A 20,576-nucleotide genomic window follows, 5' to 3' on the forward strand; every position below is an offset into this window, starting at 1 on the left:
CCCGCGCACCCCCGCCAGGACCATCGTGCCACCAACCCGGCTCCCTTATGCGGCCCATGACACAACGTCGGGCGGACGCCCGCTCGCGGGGCCGCTCGCACAGGAATACGACAGGACACGCGGACACCGAATCCACGCTCATTTCACGGAACTTCGTTTCAATATCCACGCATCACACCACCGATGATTCGAAGTACGTGACACCGAGGCGCTGTATGCCTGAATTAGTCTGGATTAATCGGTACATCCAGGATGAACGGACGACACCTGTGTGCCCATCATCACGCCGATGGCCGCGGCTAGTTCCGTGAATTTCGGGGTACCCGGACGCGATAACCAGAAATGAGCGCGTGGGGTTTTACGGAATCCCTCAGCCGACGCTAGGGTGCCTGAGATGTTTGACGCCGCCCCGTCCCCCGGCCACAACCGCAGGCCGCTCCCCCCGGCACAGTCGCCGGCGCGTGGAGGGCCCGGTCCACGTACCCAGGCGAGTACGCAGGAGCGGCGGCAACAGGGTCAGAGACCCGGCGCAGCGCGGGATCCGTTCTTCGACAACGCCAAGTACCTGGCCATCGTGCTGGTGGCGCTGGGGCACTCCTGGTCGGCGATCAAGACCGACAACCGGGTCCTCGAAGGCCTGTACAACGTCGTGTACACCTTCCACATGCCGGCGTTCATCATCATCTCCGGCTACTTCTCGCGCAGTTTCGACATGCGCCCGGACCGGCTGAAGCGGCTGATCACCGGTGTCGTGGTCCCGTATCTGCTGTTCCAGATCGCCTATTCGCTGTTCAGGCGCTACGCCGGCCACGCCGACGATCCGATCAGCCTCGTCTCGCCGTACTACCTGACGTGGTTCCTGTGCGCGCTGTTCATCTGGCGGCTCACCACACCCGTGTGGAAGCTGGTGCGCTGGCCGCTGCCCGTCGCGCTCGGGATCGCCATGATCGGGTCGGTCACCCGGGGGATCGACGACAACCTGGATCTCGGCCGCGTCCTGCAGTTCCTGCCGTGCTTCGTCATCGGCCTGCTGCTGAAGCCCGAGCACTTCGCGATGGTGCGCCGGCGCCGGGTGCGGATCCTGTCCGTACCGGTGTTCGCCGCGGCGCTGGCCATCGGCTGGTGGTCCGTGCCGCGCGTGGACGGCGGGTGGTTCTACCGGCAGTTCTCGGCGCAGGATCTCGGCGCCCCCTGGTGGACCGGGCCGCTCATGACACTGGCGGTGTTCGGCTGCTCGCTGCTGCTGACCGCCTGTTTCCTCGCCTGGGTGCCGGGCCGCCGGACGTGGTTCACCGCGCTCGGGGCGGGCACGCTGTACGGCTATCTGCTGCACGGTTTCGTGGTCAAGACCGCGGTGTACACGGGCGGGTTCGACCTCGCCCAGCGGCACGGGGCCGTCGGCGCGCTCGCCGTCACCGTGCTCGCGGCCGCCGCCGTCACGCTGCTGTGCACCGAGCCCGTGCAGCGCGTCTTCCGCTTCGCGATGGAGCCGAAGCTGGAGTGGGCGTTCAAGCAGGACGCCGCCGAACTGGCCAGAGAACGGCAGAAGAGGGAACCCGAACGCGAGAAGGCCGGCGTCTAGCCCGCCCCGGGGCCGTCCAGGCCGAGGAGGGTGCGCATGTGGGCGTACTTCCCGGTCAGCCGGTTCCTGGTCGCCTCGGGCAGGGCGCCCAGGCGACCGGGGTCGGCGTTGTGCGCCAGGTCGGACCGCTTCACCAGGAGCGCGCCCGGGGTGGCGAGGATCCGGCGGGCGTACTCCTCCGGCTCCTCCCCCGCCCGCTTGGTGAGGGCGTCCACGATGGCCTTCGTGCGCGGGGCCAGCGCCGCGGCTGCCAGCCACTCCCGGGTGAGCACCGCGTCCTCGACGGAGTCGTGCAGCCAGGCCGCCGCGATCTGTTCCGCGTCGCCGCCGCGGTCCCGGACGCCCTCGGCGACGGCCGCGAGGTGCTCGGCGTACGGCCGCCCCGCCTTGTCCGTCTGCCCCGCGTGGGCGGCACGTGCGGTGGCCTCGACCTCGGCGAGGGTGAGCCACGGCACGGCCCCGCCCTCCGCCCGCGTCATCGGCTCGGTGCCCGTTCGCTCGCTGGAACCCATGTGCTCGTGTCCCTTCGCTCGGTGGAGCCCGTCCGCTCCGTCTCCCTGCGCTCGGTGGAGCCCGTCGGCCCCGTCTCCTTGCGCTCGGTGGAGCCCGTCCGCTCCGTCTCCCTGCGCTCGGTGGAGCCCGTCGGCCCCGTCTCCCTGCGCTCCCTCGACCCCACCCGCCCGGCATCCCTTCGCTCGCCGGCACCCATGCGCTCGGTGTCCCTTCGCTCGGTGGGATCCGACCGCCCGGCGTCCCTTCGCCGGCCGGGCCCACGCGGTCAGCGGCCGTTCCCCGTCGCCTGGCGGCAGATGAGCAGGAGGGCGCGGTCGTCGTTGACGTCCTTCGCGACCGCCTCGATGAGGTGCCAGGCGGCGCCGTGGAAGCCGCCGGCGACATAGCGGTCGGCCTCGCCGGTGAGGCGGTCGATGCCCTCGACGATGTCCCGGTCGGAGGTCTCGACCAGGCCGTCCGTGAACAGCATCAGCACGTCCCCGGGCCGCAGCGAGCCCTTCACGGAGTCGAACTGGGCGCCGTCGTACACCCCCAGCAGCGGCCCCTCGGCGGCCTTCTCCTCCCAGCGTCCGCTGCCCGCGCTGAGCTGGAGACCCGGCGGATGACCGGCGGAGTACAGCTCGTAGTCGCCGGAGTCGAGGTCCAGGACCAGGTGGATGGAGGTGGCGAAGCCCTCGTCCCACTCCTGGCGCAGCAGGTAGCCGTTCGCGGCCGGGAGGAAGGCGTGCGGGGGGAGGGAGCCGAGGAGGCCGCCGAAGGCACCGGACAGCAGCAGGGCACGTGAGCCCGCGTCCATGCCCTTGCCGGACACGTCCGTGAGCACGACCTCCAGGGTGCGGCCGCCGTTCGTGCGGGCCGCGACGACGAAGTCGCCGGAGAAGGACTGGCCGCCGGCCGGACGCAGCGCCATCTCGTGGTGCCAGCCCTGCGGCAGCTTCGGCAGTTTGCTCTGCACCCGGATCCGCTCGCGCAGGTCGAAGAGCATGGTGCCGCCGCGCCGCCAGGGCACCCCGACCCGGCTGCGGAACTGCGCGGTCAGCAGTCCGAAGAAGCCGCACGCCGCCACCACCAGGACCAGGCCCGGGGTGACCCGCGAGGGCCCCTCGGTGTACGGGCCGAGCCGCACCGACTCCACGATCAGCGCGGTGGCCGCCGCGGCGTACAGGCCGAGCAGGCTCGCCGGCCGCAGCAGCAGGCCGCCCGCGACGATCGGCAGCACCAGGGTGGCCGGTGAACACCACACCGCGTTGCCGAGGGTCATGGCCGCGAGGATCGGGACGGTCAGCAGCAGTCCGGCGAACGCGATCCAGTCCGAACCGTCGCCGCGGAAGTAGTCCACGGCGCTTCTGCGCAGGGCGACGCGGGCCCGGTGCCACCTCATCTTCCACCGCGCCGTGAACGTCCCGGCCTTCGCGCGCCGCTCTCGTCCTGCTGCCATTAGCTCGCGACCCTATCCATCGGACCGGCCCGTTGGCACGGGAGGTCCTACTTGTCCCCCGTGCGAGGCTCGCTCCGCCGTGTCTCCTCGCCCCGCGGAAATTCACTGGCTCGTCCCGCAATGCCCTGATAGGCATGGCCCATGGGCACTGACCACGGCACCGAGTTGAAGACGCTGCGCCCGGAGGAGTTCGACGGGTGGTGGGACCACCTGGTGCGCGCCTTCGGCGGCGGCCCGGCCTCGGCCGAGGAGCGTGAACTGGACAGGTCCCTCACCGAGTTCGGCCGTTCCCTCGCCGTGTGGGACGCGGACACGCTCGTCGGTACGTCGGGGGCCTTCAGCTTCCGGATGACCGTGCCGGGCGGTGCCGTGCTGCCCACGGCGGGGGTCACCATGGTCAGCGTGGCCGCGACGCACCGGCGGCGCGGAGTGCTGACGTCGATGATGCGGCGGTTGCTGGACGAGGCGCGCGCCAAGGGCGAGCCGCTCGCGGCGCTGTTCGCCTCCGAGCCGGCGATCTACGGCCGGTTCGGGTACGGCACGGCGACCTTCCAGCTCACCGCCGAGATCGACACCGGCCGGGTCACCCTGGCGCTGCCGCCGGGCACCGACGAGGTGCGCGTGCGCTACGCGCCGCCCGCCGACGTCCTGAAGGAGTGCGAGGCGGTGTACGCGGCGCTGGTGCCCCGCCGCCCCGGCATGCTGGCCCGGCGGCCCGGCTGGGAGCAGGCCGGTCTGCTGGACCCGGAGAGCGGGCGCGAGGGTGCCTCCGCCCTGCAGTGTGTGGTCGCGGAACGGGACGGCGAGGTCACCGGGTACGCGCGTTTCCGCACCAAGATGGGCTGGGGTCCCGGTGGGCACGACGGCACGGTGACCCTGGAGGATCTGGCCGGGCTCGATCCGGCGACCGAGGCCGCGCTGTGGCGGTTCCTGTTCGGCATCGACCTGATGACGAAGCTGACGCTGCGGGGCCGGCCGGTCGACGAGCCCTGGCAGCACCTGGTCTCCGACATCCGCCGGTGCGGGCCTCGGCTGCGGGACGCCGGGTACCTCCGTCTCGTCGACGTGGGTGCGGCCCTGTCGGCACGTACGTACCAGACACCCGTGGACACGGTGTTCGAGGTGGAGGACGCGTTCTGCCCCTGGAACGCGGGGCGTTGGCGGCTGACCGGCGACGCCCGGGGAGCCTCCTGCGAGCGCACGTCCGGCGCGGCCGATCTCGCCCTTTCGGTACGTGAGTTGGGGGCGGCGTATCTCGGCGGGGTGACCCTGCTGTCGCTCGCGGCGGCCGGGCGGGTGCGGGAGCTGCGGCCGGGCGCGCTGACGGAGGCGTCGGTGGCCTTCGGCTCACCGGTGGCGCCGTGGCTGCCGCACGGCTTCTAGGGCGCGGCGCGGCGAGAGTGCGTGCGGGGCGTCGCGAGGACGGCTTTCAGGGCCGCTGGCAGGTGGGGCACCAGAAGAGGTTGCGGGCGGCGAGGCCGGCGGTGCGGATCTCGTCGCCGCAGATGTGGCAGGGCCGGGCGGCGCGGCGGTAGACGTACACCTCGCCGCCGTGGTCGTCGACCCGGGGCGGGCGGCCCATCGCCTGCGGGGTGTGCTGGGGCCGTACGGTGTCGATCCGGTTGTTCCGGACGCCCTCGCGCATCAGCTCGACGAGGTCGGCCCACAGGGCCTCCCACTCGGCCGGGGTGATGTCCCGGCCCGCGCGGTAGGGGTCGATGCCGTGCCGGAAGAGGGCCTCGGCGCGGTAGACGTTGCCGACGCCGGCCACGACCTTCTGGTCCATGAGCAGCGCGGCGATCGTCGTACGGCTGCGGGAGATCCTGCGGTACGCCGTGCCCGGGTCGGCGTCCTCGCGCAGCGGGTCGGGGCCGAGCCGGTCGTGCACGGCCCGCTTCTCCGCGTCCGTGATCAGGGCACAGGTCGTGGGGCCGCGCAGGTCGGCGTAGGCGGTGCCGTTCGCGAGCCGGAGCCGGACGGTGTCGGCCGGCGGGGGCGCCGGGGCGTCCCCGAAGCCGACCTTGCCGAAGAGGCCGAGGTGGATGTGGACCCAGTCGGCGTCCCGGAACCGCAGGAAGAGGTGTTTGCCGTGGGCCTCGGTGGCCGTGAGCGCGGCACCGTTCAGCAGGTCCGCGGCGTCGGAGAACTTGCCCTGGGGGCTGGTGACGCGGGGCGCCGTGCCGGAGAAGCGGGCGGCGTAGTCCTGCGCCAGCCGGTGGATCGTGTGCCCCTCTGGCACGGTGTCCTGTTCCTTCCAGCCCCCCCGGGGGGCTCAGTCCTGCTGCGGGTGGTGGGCCGGGACCGGGGGCAGGTCGCCGGTCGTCTCGTACGCGGACAGCATGTCGATGCGGCGGATGTGGCGCTCGTCACCCGAGAAGGGGGTACTGAGGAAGACCTCGACGAACCTGGTCGCCTCCTCCGTGCTGTGCATGCGCGCACCCACGGCCACCACGTTGGCGTCGTTGTGCTGCCGGCCGAGCGAGGCGGTCTCCTCGCTCCAGGCCAGGGCCGCGCGCACGCCCTTCACCTTGTTCGCGGCGATCTGCTCGCCGTTGCCGGAACCGCCGATCACGACCCCGAGGCTGTCCGGGTCCGCGGCGGCCTTCTCGGCGGCCCGCAGACAGAACGGGGGGTAGTCGTCCTGGGCGTCGTAGATGTGCGGCCCGCAGTCGACGGGCTCGTGCCCGGCGGCCTTGAGCCACTCGACGAGGTGGTTCTTGAGTTCGTAGCCCGCATGGTCGGAGCCGAGGTACACGCGCATGACACGAGTGTGACACGACCGCATCGGGGCAGCAGCTCCGGGTGCCGGCGCCGAATAATGTGAGCCAAGCCATAGAACCTCAAGGGAACCTCAAGTAACAATCTGGAATCAGAGGTTCCCCAATCGATTCGCCTCAGATTCACTGGACCGCCTCGTACACCGCTCGTTCGAGGCCCCGTACAACGCCGCACAACGGCGCCCCCCTCGTACGGGAAACGCTCCACCGGCGCAAAGGAAATCCGTCCCATGACCCCTGGTTCCGGACTTCAAGCAGGTCTCAAGAACCGTCACCTGTCGATGATCGCCATCGGAGGTGTGATCGGTGCCGGACTCTTCGTAGGCTCCAGCACCGGCATCGCCACCGCCGGTCCCGGCATCCTCCTGTCGTACGCCCTCGTCGGCACGCTCGTCGTGCTGGTGATGCGAATGCTGGGCGAGATGTCCGCCGCGAACCCCACCTCCGGTTCCTTCTCCGCCCACGCCGACCGTGCGCTCGGCAGCTGGGCCGGGTTCTCCATCGGCTGGCTGTACTGGTTCTTCTGGGTCGTCGTGCTCGCCGTCGAGGCGACCGCCGGCGCCAAGATCCTCGAAGGCTGGGTCCCAGCCGTCCCGCAGTGGGGCTGGGCCCTGATCGTGATGGTCGTCCTGACCGCGACCAACCTGGTCTCCGTCGGCTCCTACGGCGAGTTCGAGTTCTGGTTCGCCGGTATCAAGGTGGTGGCGATCGGCGCGTTCGTCGTCATCGGCCTGCTCGCCGTCTTCGGCGTGCTGCCGGGCGCGCACACCGACCAGGCGAGCTTCGGCAACCTGACCGATCACGGCGGATTCCTGCCACACGGTCCGGGCGCGATCCTGACCGGTGTACTGCTGGTCGTCTTCTCCTTCATGGGCAGCGAGATCGCCACCCTGGCGGCCGGCGAGTCGGAGGACCCGCAGCGCGCGGTCACCAAGTCGACCAACAGCATCATCTGGCGTATCGGCGTCTTCTACCTCGGCTCGATCCTCGTCGTGGTCTCGCTGGTCCCGTGGAACGACCCGGCCATCGCCAAGGACGGCTCCTACGTCGCCGCGCTGAACTCCCTGGGCATCGCGCACGCCGGCGAGATCATGAACGTGATCGTGCTGACCTCGGTGCTGTCGTGTCTCAACTCCGGCCTCTACACGGCCTCCCGGATGGCCTTCTCGCTCGGCCAGCGCGGTGACGCCCCGAAGGCCTTCGCCCGGACCACCTCCCGGGGTGTGCCGATGACGGCGATCCTGGCCTCGGTCGTCTTCGGTTTCGTGGCGGTCTTCTTCAACTACAAGTTCCCGGACACCGTCTTCCTGTTCCTGCTCAACTCCAGTGGCGCGGTGGCCCTGTTCGTGTGGCTGGCGATCTGCTTCTCGCAGCTGCGGATGCGCAAGATCATCCAGCGCGAGGCGCCGGAGAAGCTCGTCGTGAAGATGTGGCTGTACCCGTACCTGACCTGGGCCACGGCCGCGATGATCACGTTCGTCCTCGGTTACATGCTCACCGACACGGAGGGCCCGAGCAGCGGCCGCAAGACCGTGCTGCTGTCGCTGGCCGTGGCGGCGGTCGTGATCGCGCTCGCCTTCGTGAAGCAGAAGGTGGCGGGGAGCCGCGCGGCCGAGGCGCCCGCGGTCGAGGCCCCCGACAAGGTCCCCACCGCCTGACCGGTACGCCTTCTCGACCCACAGCGGAACCACCAGGGCCGCATGACCTGACGGAGATCGTCAGGTCATGCGGCCCTGGTGTGCTCCGGTGCCGTCTCGCGGGTCAGCTCTTGCCGGCGAACTTCCAGGCCGTGGGCAGCGCGCCCATCGCCAGGGCGGCCTTGAGGGCGTCGCCGATCAGGAACGGGGTGAGCCCGGCCGCGATCGCCTCGGAGGCGGACATGTGGGCCGCCAGGGCGAGGTAGGGGACACCGACCGCGTAGATGACGGCCTCGCCGAGGATCATCGTGCCGGCCATGCGCAGCGGGGAGCGGTCGGCGCCGCGGCGGGCCAGGGCGCCGACGAGGGCGGAGGCGAGCAGCATGCCGAGGATGTAGCCGAAGGAGACCATGCCGGCGCCGGAGTCGCCGTTCGCGAACCACGGCACGCCGGCGACACCGGCGACCGCGTACAGGGCGAGGGAGAGGAAGCCGCGGCGGGCACCGAGGGTGGTGCCGACGAGCAGCGCGGCGAAGGTCTGGCCGGTCACCGGCACCGGGGAGCCGGGCACCGGCACCGACAGCTGGGCCGCGAGGCCGGTGAGCGCGGCGCCGCCGACCACGAGGGCGGCGTCACGGACACGGGAGGACGGCAGCAGGTCGGCGAGGACTGCGCCGGGACGAGCGGCGGCGGTGGCGGTGCTCATGGGGACTCCACGGGATGTTGTGGACACGTCGGGACACGGCGACGCTATCCCAGCGGCCCGGCGCCGATCACCGTCGGTGCCCGACAAAGCGGCGAACGGCACAGTCGTACGCTTCGCACAAAGCGTGCCGCTTACACCTGGGCGGGCGTGATACCAGTCACTGAGGCAGAGGCGTTCGGCTCACGTCCTCGTCGCCCCGCGGAACTGTAGGTTCCCGCCAAAGCCTTGCGGGGGTGCGTCTCGCCCGTCGGTCGCCGTCTGGGCAGCGCGGGGGCGTTTTGCTAGCTTCGGGCGCATGGTTGCCCAGGCCCGGTACTTCACCTCGCGTCGCTATGTCGACCTGCGACGCCAGGGCACGGCCACCTGTCGCCGCCCGGGGTAGGGCGGGCTGCGCGCACGCCTCGCCCGTTCGTGACTCCGAGACGTGTCGGCCCCGTTCCCGAGGACGGTTCTCCATGCCCCGTACCGCGGTTTCCACCCTGGCCTCCCCCGTTCCGCGTGCCGCCGACAGCGACCGGCGGCGCACCAGTGCGAGCGCCGTGCTGCGCTCCGTGCTGGAGCACGGACCGGTGGCGCGCAGCACCGTCGCCCGGCTCACCGGGCTGTCCCCGGCGTCGGTGACCGAGCACTGCGCCCGGCTCGCCGAACTGGGCCTGCTGCGGGAGTCGGCCGCGCCCCGCCGCTCGAACGGGGTGGGCCGCCCGCACGTGCCGGTCGACCTGGACGACACCCGGTTCCTGGTCGCCGGGGTGCACGTGGCCGTGCCGTACACCACGGTGGCGCTGCTGGATCTGCGCGGCAGGGTGCTGGCGCGGCGGGAGCTGAAGCACGGACGGACCGACCCGGGCCGGGTGCTGGCGCGGGCCGCCGAGGGGCTCGCGGGCCTGTTCGCCGCGGTGCCGGGCCGGCGCCCGCTGGGTGTCGGGGTGGCGCTCGGCGGCTGGGTGGACCGGGAGACGGGCACCGTCGTCGAGCACGAGCTGCTGGGCTGGCGGGAGGTGCCGGTGCGGGAGCTGCTCGGCGCCCGCACGGGGCTGCCGGTCCATGTGGACGGACATGCGCGGGCGCTGGTGAACGCGGAGCGGCTGTTCGGGCGGGCCCGGGGCAGCGGCAGCGTGCTGCACCTGTTCGTGGGCAACGTCGTCGACGCGGCCTTCGCGACCCATGACGAGGTGCACCACGGGCCGCGTTCGGCCGCCGGGACGATCGCCCATCTGCCGGTGCCGGGCGGCACCGAGCCGTGCCCGTGCGGCCGTACCGGCTGCCTGCAGGCGGAGTTGAGCGAGCGGACGCTGTGCCGCCGGGCCCGTGCGGCGGGGGTGACCGACTCGGCCGACCCGATGCGGGTGGTGGCCGCGGCGGCGGACGGGGACCCGGTGGCCCGGCGGCTGCTGACGGACCGGGCCCGGGCGACCGGACGGGCGGCCGGGCCGCTGCTGGACGTGCTGAACCCGGAGACGGTCGTGGTGACCGAGGTCGGGGTCATCCACTTCGAGGACTGTCTCGACGCGTTGCGCGAGGCGGTCGGCGCGGGACGCTCGGCGACCGTGCTGCCGACGAGTTTCCCGGAATCGGTGCTGGCCCTGGCGGGCGGTTCGGTGGCGCTCGACGTATTGTTCCGCGATCCGCTGGGCGCGTCACCTGAGGCTATTTAATTCAGAAACTCGGAATATTGACAGGAGCCGCCCATGACCAGGAACATGCTGGTCATGGACCCGCTCACGAGCTGTCGCACCCTCTGTTGCTGACACATTGCCGCGCATGAAGCGCGTGTTTCCATTGCGTGAGTTCTCTCCTTCCGGCTTGCCTTCCCGGAATTCCTGCTGCTTTTCTCCTTTTCCCTCCCAGGGAGTTCTCCCATGCACCGTCGTGTCTTTCTCACCTCCCTGCTCGGCGCGTCCGCCGCCGTCGCGGGACTCAGCGGCTGCGCCCAGGGCGACGCCGCGGCCGCCACCGAGGGGGCCGCCACCGAACCGCTCGCCGACAGGGTCCCGGCCGGCACCAGCCTGAAGATCGCCTCCTACCAGAACACCCAGCAGCTGCAGTTCCGGCTGGCGAAGCTGCCCCGGCTGCCCTTCACGGTGTCCGGCTGGGCGAACATCGGGGCGGGACCGGACGTGATCAACGCCTTCCGCGCCAACTCCCTGGACCTCGCCAACAACGCGGGCATCCCACCGATCCAGGCGCACTACCAGGGCTTCGACGCCAAGATCGTGGCGATCGGCGTCACCCGCAGGCCCAACTACCTGTTCGCCACCAAGCCGGGCAGCGACATCCGCACGGTGGAGGACTTCCGGGGCAAGCGGCTCGCGTTCTCCCAGGGGCAGGCGCAGGGCGTGGTCCTGCTGCGGGCGCTGAAGCAGGCCGGCCTCGCCTACGACGACGTGCGGCTGATCCCGCTGACCAGCAACCAGTTCCTGACCGCGCTGCAGTCCGGGCAGGTCGACGTGGCCCCGCTGGCCAACAGCCAGGCGCCCGCCTATCTGAAGCAGTACGGAGCCAAGGGCGCCCACACCGTCACGACCGACGTCGTGGACCTGCTCAACCTGCTGTGGGCGCCGCAGCGGGTGCTGAACGACCCGGCGAAGGCCGCCGCGATCGCCGCCTACATCCCCCAGTGGGCCAAGGGCCAGGTGTGGGCGTACGAGCACCCGCAGGAGTGGAACGAGGAGTTCTACGTCAAGACCCAGAACCTCTCCCTGGCGCAGGCGAGGTCCATCACCGCGCTCGCCAACAAGCCGCTGTTCCCGCCCCATTGGGACGAGGCGGTCAAGTGGGAGCAGGAGACCGCCGACCTGCTCGCCGCGGGCGGCTTCGTGAAGCGGTTCGACGTGTCCTCCCTCTTCGACCACCGCTTCGAGTCCATCGCCGCCGCGGCCGTACCCGAGGAGTACCGAAGGTGACCACCGTGACCACGACGACGACCGCGGTGGCCGAGGCGACGGCCGGGGAGCTCCCCCGGGTCCGCCGGCGCCGCCGCCTCTCCCCCGGCCGGCGGCTGCCCGCCGCCCGGCTGCTCGGACCGCTCACGGTCCTCGCCCTCTGGGCCGCAGCCTCGGCCGCCGGGACGCTGGACCCGGGTGCCGTGCCGGCGCCCTGGACGGTGCTGCGGACCGCCGGCCACCTGTGGACCGAGGGCACCCTGCCCACCGACGTCCTGACCTCCCTGGAGCGGGCCGGCTACGGCTTCGCGATCGGCCTCGCCGCGGGGGTGCTGCTGGCCCTCGCCTCCGGCCTCAGCCGGACCGGGGAAGCGCTCATCGACGGGACCGTGCAGCTCAACCGGGCGATCCCGACCCTCGGCCTGATCCCGCTGTTCATCCTCTGGCTGGGCATCGGGGAGACCTTCAAGATCGCCATCATCGCCATCGTCGTCTACATCCCGATCTATCTGAACACGCACGCCGCGCTGTCCGGCATCGACAGCCGGTTCGTCGAACTCGCCGAGGTGCAGGGCCTGTCGAGGTTCGCCTTCGTCCGCCAGGTGGTGATCCCCGGCGCGCTGCCCGGATTCTTCGTGGGGCTCCGGCTGGGCGTGACCGGCTCCTGGCTGGGCCTGGTGGTCCTGGAGCAGATCAACGCCACCAGCGGCCTCGGCTATCTGATGTTCCAGGCGCAGAACTACGGCCAGACCGACGTCATCCTGGTCGGCCTGCTGATCTACGGCGTCTTCGGCCTGGTCTCCGACAGCGTGGTCCGGCTCGTCGAACGGAGGGTGCTGTCGTGGCGCCGCACACTGAGCAACTGACCCGGGCCGCCGTGCGGATCCGGGGACTGACCCGGTCGTTCGAGGACCGTACGGTCCTCGACGGCATCGATCTCGATCTGCCCGCCGGGCAGTTCACGGCCCTGCTCGGCCACAGCGGCTCGGGCAAGTCCACCCTGCTGCGCGCGGTCGCGGGCCTGGACCACGGGGTGGCCGGGAGCGGCCGGCTCACCGCGCCGGAGCGGGTGTCGGTGGTGTTCCAGGACTCCCGGCTGCTGCCCTGGCGCCGGGTGCTGGACAACGTCCTGCTCGGCCTGGACGGCAAGGACGCCGCGGAGCGCGGCCGGGCCGCACTGGCGGAGGTCGGCCTGGGCGGCCGTGAGCGGGCCTGGCCGGGCGAGCTGTCCGGCGGCGAGGCACAGCGGGCGGCACTGGCCCGCTCCCTGGTGCGCGAGCCCGAACTCCTGCTGGCCGACGAGCCGTTCGGGGCCCTGGACGCGCTGACCCGGATCAGGATGCACCACCTGCTGCGTGAGCTGTGGAAACGGCACCGGCCGTCCGTGCTGCTGGTCACCCACGACGTGGACGAGGCGATCGTGCTCGCGGACCGGGTCCTCGTGCTGGACCGGGGGCGGATCGGCCTGGACCTGCTCATCGACCACCCCCACCCGCGCTCGTACCGCGAGCCGGTGCTGGGCGAATACCGCGAGCGGCTGCTGGCCGCCCTGGGCGTCACGGAGGACGACCGATGACCGTCAGAGAGCTCCACCTGAACGCGTTCCTGATGAACACCGGGCATCACGAGGCGTCCTGGCGGCTCCCGGAGAGCGACCCGTACGCCCACGTGGAGCTGAGCCATTACGTCCGTCTCGCGCGGATCGCCGAGCAGGGCACCTTCGACTCGCTCTTCCTCGCCGACGGCCCCCAGCTGTGGAGCAACCTCGCGCAGCGTCCCGCCGGTGCCCTGGAGCCGCTCACCCTGCTGACCGCGCTGGCGACGGCCACGGAGCACATCGGCCTGATCGCCACCGCGTCCACCTCCTACAACTCCCCCTACAACCTGGCCCGCAAGTTCGCCTCGCTGGACATCATCAGCGGCGGCCGGGCCGGCTGGAACATCGTCACCACCGCCGGTGCCGAGGCCGCCCGCAACTTCGGCCTGGCCGCCGAGCCCGCGCACGCCGAGCGGTACGCCCGGGCCGCCGAGTTCCTCGACGTGGCCCTGAAGCTGTGGGACAGCTGGGAGGACGACGCGATCGTCGCCGACAAGGCGGCCGGTGTCTGGGGCGACGACGGCAAGATCCACCCGCCCCGGCACCAGGGGCGGTACTTCAGCGTCGCCGGAGCCCTCAACGTGCCGCGCACCCCGCAGGGCTACCCGCTGCTGGTCCAGGCGGGCTCCTCGCAGGACGGCAAGGCGTTCGCCGCCCGGTACGCGGAGGCGGTGTTCACCGCCCAGCAGACCCTCACCGGCGCACAGGACTTCTACGCCGACCTGAAGTCCCGCACCCGGGCCGCGGGCCGCGACCCCGGGCACGTCAAGGTGCTGCCCGGGATCGTGCCGGTGCTCGGGGCGACCGAGGCCGAGGCGCGGGCCGCCGAGCGGCTGCTGGAGGACCACATCGTGTACGACCACGGGGTGGCCCGGCTGGAGAGCCTGCTGCAGCTGCCGCCGGGCACCCTGGAGCTGGACGCCGGGCTGCCCGCCGGCCTGCCGCCCGAGTCCGCCATCGAGGGCGCCAAGAGCCGTTACACGCTCGTCGTGGAGCTGGCCCGGCGTGAACGGCTCACCGTCCGGCAGCTGATCGGGCGGCTCGGCGGCGGGCGCGGTCACCTCACCTTCGCCGGAACGCCCGAGCAGGTCGCCGACGAGATCGAGACCTGGTTCACCCAGGGCGCCGCCGACGGCTTCAACATCATGCCCGCCGTGCTCCCCTCCGGCCTGGAGGCCTTCGTCGAGCACGTCGTACCGATCCTGCGCGCCCGCGGCCTGCTGCGGACCGAGTACGGGCCCCGCCGGACCCTGCGGGAGCGCTACGGCCTGCCGCGCCCCGCCAACCAGTACACCGCCCCCGCTGCCGCCCTCGTCTGAAAGGAACCGCCATGACCATCGAGATCACCAAGGTCACCGCAAGGATCGGCGCCAAGGTCTCCGGCGTCGACGTCTCCCGGCCGCTCGCCCCGGAGCAGGTCGCCGAGATCCGCGAGGCCCTGAACGCCCACAAGGCGCTCGTCTTCGACGACGTGCGGCTGGACGACGCCGGCCAGCAGGCCTTCGCCCGCCACCTCGGCGACCTGACCACCGCGCACCCGACGGTCGGCGCCGTCGAGGGTGCCCCGAACGTGCTGCCCGTGGACAGTGAGCGGGGCCGCGCCAACCACTGGCACACCGACGTCACCTTCGTCCTGAACCCGCCGCAGGCCAGCACCCTGCGCTCGATCACCGTGCCGCCGTACGGCGGGGAGACCCTGATCGCCGACGCGGCGGCCGCCTACCGCGATCTGCCCGAGCCGCTGCGCCGCCTCGCCGACACCCTGTGGGCCGAGCACACCAACGACTACGACTACGCGGTGCCGGAGGAGGACGTCGACGAGGAGCGGGCCGCCCAGCGCGCCCGGTTCACCTCCATCAAGTACCGCACCGTCCACCCGGTGGTCCGCGTGCATCCGCTGACCGGGGAGCGCGGGCTGTTCGTCGGCGGGTTCGCGCAGCGGATCGTGGGCCTGTCGGCCGGCGAGTCCCGCAAGATCCTCGACCTGTTCCAGGCGTACGTCACCCGGCCGGAGAACGTGCTGCGCTGGCGCTGGTCGGAGAACCAGCTGGTCCTCTTCGACAACCGGATCACCCAGCACTACGCCATCGACAACTACGACGGACGCCCGCGCCGGCTGCACCGGGTGACCGTCGCCGGTGACATCCCGGTCGGCGTCGAGGGCAAGGAGAGCTACTCGATCGAGGGAGACGCCTCGCACTACACCCCGCAGGCCGCGTAGCCGGGGGATCACCCACCGTGCACCGGGTGTCCGTATAGTGGGCGGCCCCTTCGCGTGAGCGGACGGGCCGCCCAGACTGGCGGAGTTTTGCCCGCCTGTCGCACCGGGAGAACCACCCCCATGCCCAGCACCACCACGGAGACGCCCCCGCAGGAACAGGGCGCCTCCCTCTCCCACGGCCTCAAACAGCGCCATCTGTCGATGATCGCCCTCGGCGGGGTGATCGGTGCGGGCCTCTTCGTCGGCTCCGGCGCCGGCATCGCCGCCGCCGGCCCGTCCATCGTGATCGCCTACACCGTCTCCGGTCTGCTCGTCATGCTGGTGATGCGGATGCTCGGCGAGATGTCGGCCGCCTACCCGTCGTCGGGCTCCTTCTCGGCGCACGCCGAGCGGGCGATCGGCCCCTGGGCGGGCTTCACCGCGGGCTGGTCCTTCTGGGTCCTGCTCTGCACGGCCGTCGGCCTGGAGGGCATCGGCGCCGCGAGCATCGTCCAGGGCTGGCTGCCGGGCACCCCGCAGTGGATGTGGGTCGCCCTGTTCATGGTGGTGTTCTGCGGCGCGAACCTGACGGCGGTGAAGAACTTCGGCGAGTTCGAGTTCTGGTTCGCCGCGCTCAAGGTCGGCGCCATCAGCCTCTTCCTCGTGCTCGGCGTGCTCGCCATCACGGGCGTGCTGCCCGGGACCGACTCTCCCGGCGCCTCGAACCTGACCGACTTCCTGCCGCACGGCAGCGAGGGCCTGCTGGTCGGCCTGCTCGCCTCGGTCTTCGCCTACGGCGGCCTGGAGACGGTCACCATCGCGGCGGCCGAGTCGGAGAACCCGGTGCGCGGCGTCGCCTCCGCCGTCCGCACGGCGATGTGGCGCATCGCCCTGTTCTACATCGGCTCGATGGCGGTCGCCGTCACCCTCGTGCCGTGGGACTCCGAGGAGGTCGTGGAGAAGGGCCCGTACGTCGCCACGCTCGACCACCTGGGCATCCCCGGTGCGGGCCAGGTGATGAACGTGGTCGTCCTGGCCGCCCTGCTGTCCGCGATGAACGCCAACATCTACGGCTCCTCGCGCATCGCCTACTCGCTGGTCGAGCGCGGCCAGGGCCCGAAGGCGCTGGCCAGGCTGTCCGGCGGGGTGCCCCGGATCGCGGTCCTCACCTCCTGTGTCCTCGGTTTCGTCTGCGTGCTGCTCAACTACTGGCGCCCGGACGACATCTTCCGCTGGCTGCTGAACATGATCGGCGCGGTCATCCTGGTCGTCTGGATCTTCATCGCGGTCTCGCAGCTGCTGCTGCGCCGCCGGATCGAGCGGGAGGCCCCCGAGAAGCTGGTGGTCCGCATGTGGGCCTTCCCGTGGCTGACCTGGGTCGCGCTGGCCGCCATGGCGGTGATCTTCGTTCTCATGGCCCGCGAGCCGGACACCCGTCTCCAGCTGTACTCGACGGGCGGCATGACGCTGGTCCTGGCGGCCGTCGGCTACGCCTGGCAGCGGGCGCGCGCCAAGCGCTGACCCCCGGACGATCAGGGAGGCCCCCATGTGCGACACGTGGGGGCCTCTTCCCGTTCCCGGGAACTCTTGGCGTTGAGGTGTAGTTGCAAGCAACTTGCAATAAGGTGGGGGGAAGCCGCCGCCGGCGCCCCGGGCGCCCCCGGATCGCCCTGCCTCGTGATCGTCTTCTCACCCTTCACGCGGGCAGGCGGAGAGAAGAGGACCCCCGCGAGGACGTGACTCGCGGGGGTCCTCCGTGCCGGCCCGGCGGACGCGGACTACAGGTTGCTGAAGTCGGGGCCCTTGGTGCGGGTCCGCTTGATCTCGTAGAAGCCCGGGACGGAGGCGACCGCCAGGGTGCCGTCCCACAGGCGGGCCGCCGCCTCGCCCTTGGGGGCGGGGGTGACCACCGGGCCGAAGAAGGCGATCTGCTCGCCGTCGGGGCCCGGGACCGCGATGACCGGCGTGCCGACGTCCTGGCCGACCTTCTCGATGCCCTCCTTGTGGGAGGCGCGCAGCTCGGCCTCGAACTCGAAGTCCTCCTGCCCGGCGTACTCGATCAGCTCGGCGGGCAGGCCGACGTCCGCGAGCGCGCCGGCGACGGCCTCCAGGGTGGGGCCCTCGCCGTTGTTGTGGAAGCGGGTGCCGAGTGCGGTGTAGAGCGGGCCGAGGACGTCCGCGCCGTGCTTCTGCCAGGCCGCGGTGACCACGCGCACCGGCTTCCACGCCTTGGCGAGCAGCTCCCGGTAGTCCTCGGGCAGCTCGTCCAGCTTGTTCTCGTTCAGGACGGCGAGGCTCATGACGTGCCAGCGGACCTCGATGTCGCGGACCTTCTCCACCTCCAGCACCCAGCGCGAGGTCATCCAGGCCCAGGGGCACAGCGGGTCGAACCAGAAGTCGACGGGGGTCTTGCCTGACGAGGTCGTGCTCTCGGACATGGTTCTCCTCAGCCAACGGTCTTTTGAAGAGGCAACGGCGTCCGTGCGAGCCGCATTCCCTGCTGCCGCCTGTCAGGTGCACATGGCAGGATCGGTCCTGTTCGGCCACCACTGACGCGACCACGAGGAGTGCCGCCCGTGCCCGGTGAGAATCTGTCCCGCGACGAGGCCCGGGAGCGGGCCGCACTGCTCTCCGTCGACGGGTACGACGTGTCCCTGGACCTGAGGTCCGCCGTGGGCGGCGGGGACGGCGAGCCGCGCACCTTCCGCTCGGTGACCACGGTCCGCTTCCGCTGCAACGAGCCGGGCGCGTCCTCCTTCGCCGATCTGATCGCACCGAGCGTGACCTCCGTGTCGCTCAACGGCAGGGACCTGGACCCGAGCGAGGTCTTCGACGGCTCGCGGATCGCGCTGGAGGACCTGGCCGCCGAGAACGAGCTGGTGGTCGACGCCCGGTGCGCCTACTCGCGCACCGGCGAGGGCCTGCACCGCTTCGTCGACCCCGAGGACGGCGAGGTCTACCTCTACACGCAGTACGAGCCGGCCGACGCCCGCCGGGTCTTCGCCGACTTCGAGCAGCCCGACCTCAAGGCCCCCTACCGCTTCGAGGTCCGGGTGCCGGAGGGCTGGACGGCGTGGAGCAACGGGGCCGGTGAACTCGTCGACGGCGTGTGGCGGTTCGCGGAGACCAAGCCGATCTCGACGTACATCACGTGCGTGGTGGCCGGCCCGTACCACTACGTGAGCGACTCCTACTCCCGCACCCTGGAGGACGGCACACGGCTGGAGATCCCGCTGGGTGCGATGTGCCGCAAGGGCCTCGCCCCGCACTTCGACGCCGAGGACGTCTTCCTGGTCACCAAGCAGGGCCTGGACTTCTTCCACGACCACTTCGACTACCCGTACCCGTTCGGGAAGTACGACCAGGCGTTCGTGCCGGAGTACAACCTGGGCGCGATGGAGAACCCGGGCCTGGTGACCTTCCGCGAGGAGTACATCTTCCGCGGGAAGGTGACGCAGGCGTCCTACGAGGCCCGGGCCAACGTCATCCTGCACGAGATGGCGCACATGTGGTTCGGCGACCTGGTCACCATGGAGTGGTGGGACGACCTGTGGCTGAAGGAGTCCTTCGCGGACTTCATGGGCACGTTCGCGAACGTCGGCGCGACCCGCTTCTCCGACGCCTGGATCACCTTCGCCAACCGCCGCAAGGCCTGGGCCTACCGCGCGGACCAGCTGCCGTCCACGCACCCGATCACGGCGGACATCCGTGACCTGGAGGACGCGAAGCTGAACTTCGACGGCATCACCTACGCCAAGGGCGCCTCGGTGCTCAAGCAGCTGGTGGCGTACGTCGGCGAGGAGGCGTTCCTGGAGGGCGCCCGCCGCTACTTCAAGCGCAACGCGTACGGCAACACGCGCCTCGGCGACCTGCTGTCGGTGCTGGCCGAGACCAGCGGCCGGGACATGACCGGGTGGGCGCGGTCCTGGCTGCAGACGGCCGGGGTGAACTCGCTGACCCCGCAGGTGCTGCTGGACACCACGGGTGCCCGGATCGCCGAGCTGGGAATCGTCCAGGAGGCACCGGAGAGCCACCCGCAGCTGCGCCCGCACCGGATCGCGGTGGGCCTGTACCGCCGTACGCCGGAGGAGACGCTGGAGCGCTACGCGCGCGTGGAGACGGACGTGGACGGCGCGCGCACGGTCGTCGCGGAGCTCGCGGGCGCCGAGGCGCCGGAGCTGGTGCTGGTCAACGACGACGACCTCACCTATTGCAAGATCCGCTTCGACGCGACCTCGCTGGCGGCTCTGCGGACGCACCTGGGCACGCTGTCCGACCCGCTGGCCCGGGCGCTGTGCTGGTCGGCGCTGTGGAACCTGACCCGGGACGCGCTGCTCCCGGCCCGGGACTTCGTCGATCTCGTGCTGCGGTTCGCCGGCCGCGAGTCGGACATCGGTGTGCTGCAGATGCTGCACTCCTGGGCGGCCTCGGCGCTGGTGCACTACGCTGCGCCGGCCTGGCGGGAGACGGGCGGAACGCTGCTCGCGGAGGGGGCGCTGCGGGAGCTGCGGGCGGCCGGGCCGGGCAGTGAGCACCAGCTGGCGTGGGCACGGTTCTTCGCGGCCGTGGCCTCCGCCGAGCCGGACCTGAAGCTGCTGCGGGAGCTGCTGGAGGGGACGGCGGCGATCGACGGCCTGGAGGTGGACCAGGAGCTGCGCTGGGCGTTCCTGGAGCCGCTGGCCGCGTACGGGGTGGCCGACGAGTCGGTGCTGGCCGCCGAACTGGCCCGCGACGACACCGCCTCCGGCAAGCGCCATCAGGTGCGCTGTCTGGCGGCCCGTCCGTCGGCGGCGGTCAAGGCACAGGCGTGGGCGCAGGTGGTGGAGTCCGACGGGCTGTCGAACGCGCTGGTGGAGGCGACGATCGCGGGCTTCGACCGGCCTTCGCAGCGCGAACTGACCGCTCCTTACGCACAGTTGTACTTCGCGGCGATCGAGCGGGTCTGGCGGGAGCGGTCGATCCAGATCGGCATGGACGTGGTCCGGGGCCTGTTCCCGTCCCACCAGGACCGCCGGGAGACCCTCGACGCGACGGACGCCTGGCTCACGGCGCACCCGGAGGCCGCACCGGCGCTGCGCCGGCTGGTGCTGGAGGCCCGGGACGACCTGGCGCGGGCGCTGCGCGCACAGGAGTGCGACGCGGCGGCCGACGACCACCGGGCCTTGGCCTGAGCTTGCCCGGTCGGTGACCGTTACGAAATTCGGGCAAGCGTAGCCGTAACCCCTGGACCGCACCTGATTGGAC

The 20,576-nt window shown here is 71.5% G+C and carries 17 protein-coding genes; 11 read left to right on the top strand and 6 right to left on the bottom strand.

What is annotated here, in order from left to right; translation table 11 throughout:
• Window positions 1–394: 394 nt before the first annotated feature.
• Window positions 395–1,582 (top strand): acyltransferase family protein, encoded by a 1,188-nt coding sequence (locus tag ACGFT2_RS19870; RefSeq protein WP_393279738.1) that lies wholly within the window; start codon window positions 395–397, stop codon window positions 1,580–1,582.
• Here ACGFT2_RS19870 and ACGFT2_RS19875 read toward each other — a convergent pair.
• Window positions 1,579–2,061, bottom strand: coding sequence for an HD domain-containing protein (locus ACGFT2_RS19875; protein ID WP_393280048.1), 483 nt, complete (start codon window positions 2,059–2,061; stop codon window positions 1,579–1,581). The genes ACGFT2_RS19870 and ACGFT2_RS19875 overlap by 4 nt on opposite strands.
• A 299-nt stretch (window positions 2,062–2,360) precedes the next feature.
• Window positions 2,361–3,533: a PP2C family protein-serine/threonine phosphatase gene (locus ACGFT2_RS19880; RefSeq protein WP_393279740.1), complete on the bottom strand. Its 1,173-nt coding sequence runs from the start codon at window positions 3,531–3,533 to the stop codon at window positions 2,361–2,363.
• A gap of 141 nt (window positions 3,534–3,674) precedes the next feature.
• Here ACGFT2_RS19880 and ACGFT2_RS19885 point away from each other — a divergent pair, with 141 nt between their 5' ends.
• Window positions 3,675–4,916, top strand: a complete 1,242-nt coding sequence (locus ACGFT2_RS19885) for a GNAT family N-acetyltransferase (protein ID WP_393279744.1) — start codon at window positions 3,675–3,677, stop codon at window positions 4,914–4,916.
• Window positions 4,917–4,962: 46 nt separating this feature from the next.
• Here the strand turns inward: ACGFT2_RS19885 and ACGFT2_RS19890 are convergent, their stop codons facing one another.
• Window positions 4,963–5,772, bottom strand: coding sequence for an Fpg/Nei family DNA glycosylase (locus ACGFT2_RS19890; protein WP_393279746.1), 810 nt, complete (start codon window positions 5,770–5,772; stop codon window positions 4,963–4,965).
• Window positions 5,773–5,805: 33 nt separating this feature from the next.
• Window positions 5,806–6,294 carry a ribose-5-phosphate isomerase gene (locus ACGFT2_RS19895; RefSeq protein WP_393279748.1) on the bottom strand — a complete coding sequence of 163 codons (489 nt, stop codon included), beginning with the start codon at window positions 6,292–6,294 and terminating at the stop codon, window positions 5,806–5,808.
• A gap of 246 nt (window positions 6,295–6,540) precedes the next feature.
• Here ACGFT2_RS19895 and ACGFT2_RS19900 point away from each other — a divergent pair, with 246 nt between their 5' ends.
• Window positions 6,541–7,968, top strand: coding sequence for an amino acid permease (locus ACGFT2_RS19900; RefSeq protein WP_393279750.1), 1,428 nt, complete (start codon window positions 6,541–6,543; stop codon window positions 7,966–7,968).
• Window positions 7,969–8,071: 103 nt separating this feature from the next.
• Here ACGFT2_RS19900 and ACGFT2_RS19905 read toward each other — a convergent pair whose 3' ends face one another.
• Window positions 8,072–8,653, bottom strand: coding sequence for a biotin transporter BioY (locus tag ACGFT2_RS19905; RefSeq protein WP_393279753.1), 582 nt, complete (start codon window positions 8,651–8,653; stop codon window positions 8,072–8,074).
• A 455-nt stretch (window positions 8,654–9,108) separates the two neighbouring features.
• Between ACGFT2_RS19905 and ACGFT2_RS19910 the strand changes: the two genes are divergently transcribed.
• From ACGFT2_RS19910 to ACGFT2_RS19940, 7 genes are all read left to right on the top strand, one after another.
• A complete protein-coding gene (locus ACGFT2_RS19910) occupies window positions 9,109–10,308 on the top strand; it encodes an ROK family protein (protein ID WP_393279755.1) in 1,200 nt (399 codons plus the stop codon).
• 204 nt (window positions 10,309–10,512) lie between these two features.
• Window positions 10,513–11,556, top strand: coding sequence for an ABC transporter substrate-binding protein (locus ACGFT2_RS19915; RefSeq protein WP_393279758.1), 1,044 nt, complete (start codon window positions 10,513–10,515; stop codon window positions 11,554–11,556).
• Window positions 11,557–11,561: 5 nt separating this feature from the next.
• The gene (locus ACGFT2_RS19920) at window positions 11,562–12,401 is read left to right on the top strand and encodes an ABC transporter permease (RefSeq protein WP_393279760.1); all 840 of its coding nucleotides are present in this window, start codon (window positions 11,562–11,564) and stop codon (window positions 12,399–12,401) included.
• Window positions 12,377–13,111, top strand: coding sequence for an ABC transporter ATP-binding protein (locus ACGFT2_RS19925; protein WP_393279763.1), 735 nt, complete (start codon window positions 12,377–12,379; stop codon window positions 13,109–13,111). Before ACGFT2_RS19920 ends, ACGFT2_RS19925 begins: the two co-directional genes overlap by 25 nt.
• Window positions 13,108–14,451 (top strand): LLM class flavin-dependent oxidoreductase, encoded by a 1,344-nt coding sequence (locus tag ACGFT2_RS19930; RefSeq protein ID WP_393279766.1) that lies wholly within the window; start codon window positions 13,108–13,110, stop codon window positions 14,449–14,451. Before ACGFT2_RS19925 ends, ACGFT2_RS19930 begins: the two co-directional genes overlap by 4 nt.
• Window positions 14,452–14,462: 11 nt before the next feature.
• Entirely contained in the window at window positions 14,463–15,353 is an 891-nt protein-coding gene (locus ACGFT2_RS19935; protein WP_393279769.1) for a TauD/TfdA dioxygenase family protein, read from the top strand.
• Window positions 15,354–15,473: 120 nt separating this feature from the next.
• Window positions 15,474–16,853, top strand: a complete 1,380-nt coding sequence (locus tag ACGFT2_RS19940; protein ID WP_393279772.1) for an amino acid permease — start codon at window positions 15,474–15,476, stop codon at window positions 16,851–16,853.
• A 257-nt stretch (window positions 16,854–17,110) separates the two neighbouring features.
• Here ACGFT2_RS19940 and ACGFT2_RS19945 read toward each other — a convergent pair whose 3' ends face one another.
• Complete coding sequence (locus ACGFT2_RS19945) at window positions 17,111–17,770, bottom strand: DsbA family protein (RefSeq protein WP_393279775.1); 660 nt, start codon at window positions 17,768–17,770, stop codon at window positions 17,111–17,113.
• 138 nt (window positions 17,771–17,908) lie between these two features.
• Between ACGFT2_RS19945 and pepN the strand changes: the two genes are divergently transcribed.
• On the top strand, window positions 17,909–20,503 hold the full coding sequence (gene pepN / locus ACGFT2_RS19950) for an aminopeptidase N (RefSeq protein ID WP_393279778.1): 2,595 nt from the start codon (window positions 17,909–17,911) through the stop codon (window positions 20,501–20,503).
• The last annotated feature ends 73 nt before the right edge of the window (window positions 20,504–20,576 follow it).

Source organism: Streptomyces sp. NPDC048514, assembly GCF_043199955.1.
Lineage (GTDB): Bacteria > Actinomycetota > Actinomycetes > Streptomycetales > Streptomycetaceae > Streptomyces.

Coding starts and splice junctions, on each gene's coding strand:
- ACGFT2_RS19940 (WP_393279772.1), top strand. CDS start 15,474: ATGCCCAGCACCACCACGGAGACGCCCCCGCAGGAACAGGGCGCCTCC.
- ACGFT2_RS19945 (WP_393279775.1), bottom strand. CDS start 17,770: ATGTCCGAGAGCACGACCTCGTCAGGCAAGACCCCCGTCGACTTCTGG.
- ACGFT2_RS19930 (WP_393279766.1), top strand. CDS start 13,108: ATGACCGTCAGAGAGCTCCACCTGAACGCGTTCCTGATGAACACCGGG.
- ACGFT2_RS19935 (WP_393279769.1), top strand. CDS start 14,463: ATGACCATCGAGATCACCAAGGTCACCGCAAGGATCGGCGCCAAGGTC.
- ACGFT2_RS19905 (WP_393279753.1), bottom strand. CDS start 8,653: ATGAGCACCGCCACCGCCGCCGCTCGTCCCGGCGCAGTCCTCGCCGAC.
- ACGFT2_RS19870 (WP_393279738.1), top strand. CDS start 395: ATGTTTGACGCCGCCCCGTCCCCCGGCCACAACCGCAGGCCGCTCCCC.
- ACGFT2_RS19880 (WP_393279740.1), bottom strand. CDS start 3,533: ATGGCAGCAGGACGAGAGCGGCGCGCGAAGGCCGGGACGTTCACGGCG.
- ACGFT2_RS19900 (WP_393279750.1), top strand. CDS start 6,541: ATGACCCCTGGTTCCGGACTTCAAGCAGGTCTCAAGAACCGTCACCTG.
- ACGFT2_RS19915 (WP_393279758.1), top strand. CDS start 10,513: ATGCACCGTCGTGTCTTTCTCACCTCCCTGCTCGGCGCGTCCGCCGCC.
- ACGFT2_RS19910 (WP_393279755.1), top strand. CDS start 9,109: ATGCCCCGTACCGCGGTTTCCACCCTGGCCTCCCCCGTTCCGCGTGCC.
- ACGFT2_RS19885 (WP_393279744.1), top strand. CDS start 3,675: ATGGGCACTGACCACGGCACCGAGTTGAAGACGCTGCGCCCGGAGGAG.
- ACGFT2_RS19875 (WP_393280048.1), bottom strand. CDS start 2,061: ATGACGCGGGCGGAGGGCGGGGCCGTGCCGTGGCTCACCCTCGCCGAG.
- ACGFT2_RS19895 (WP_393279748.1), bottom strand. CDS start 6,294: ATGCGCGTGTACCTCGGCTCCGACCATGCGGGCTACGAACTCAAGAAC.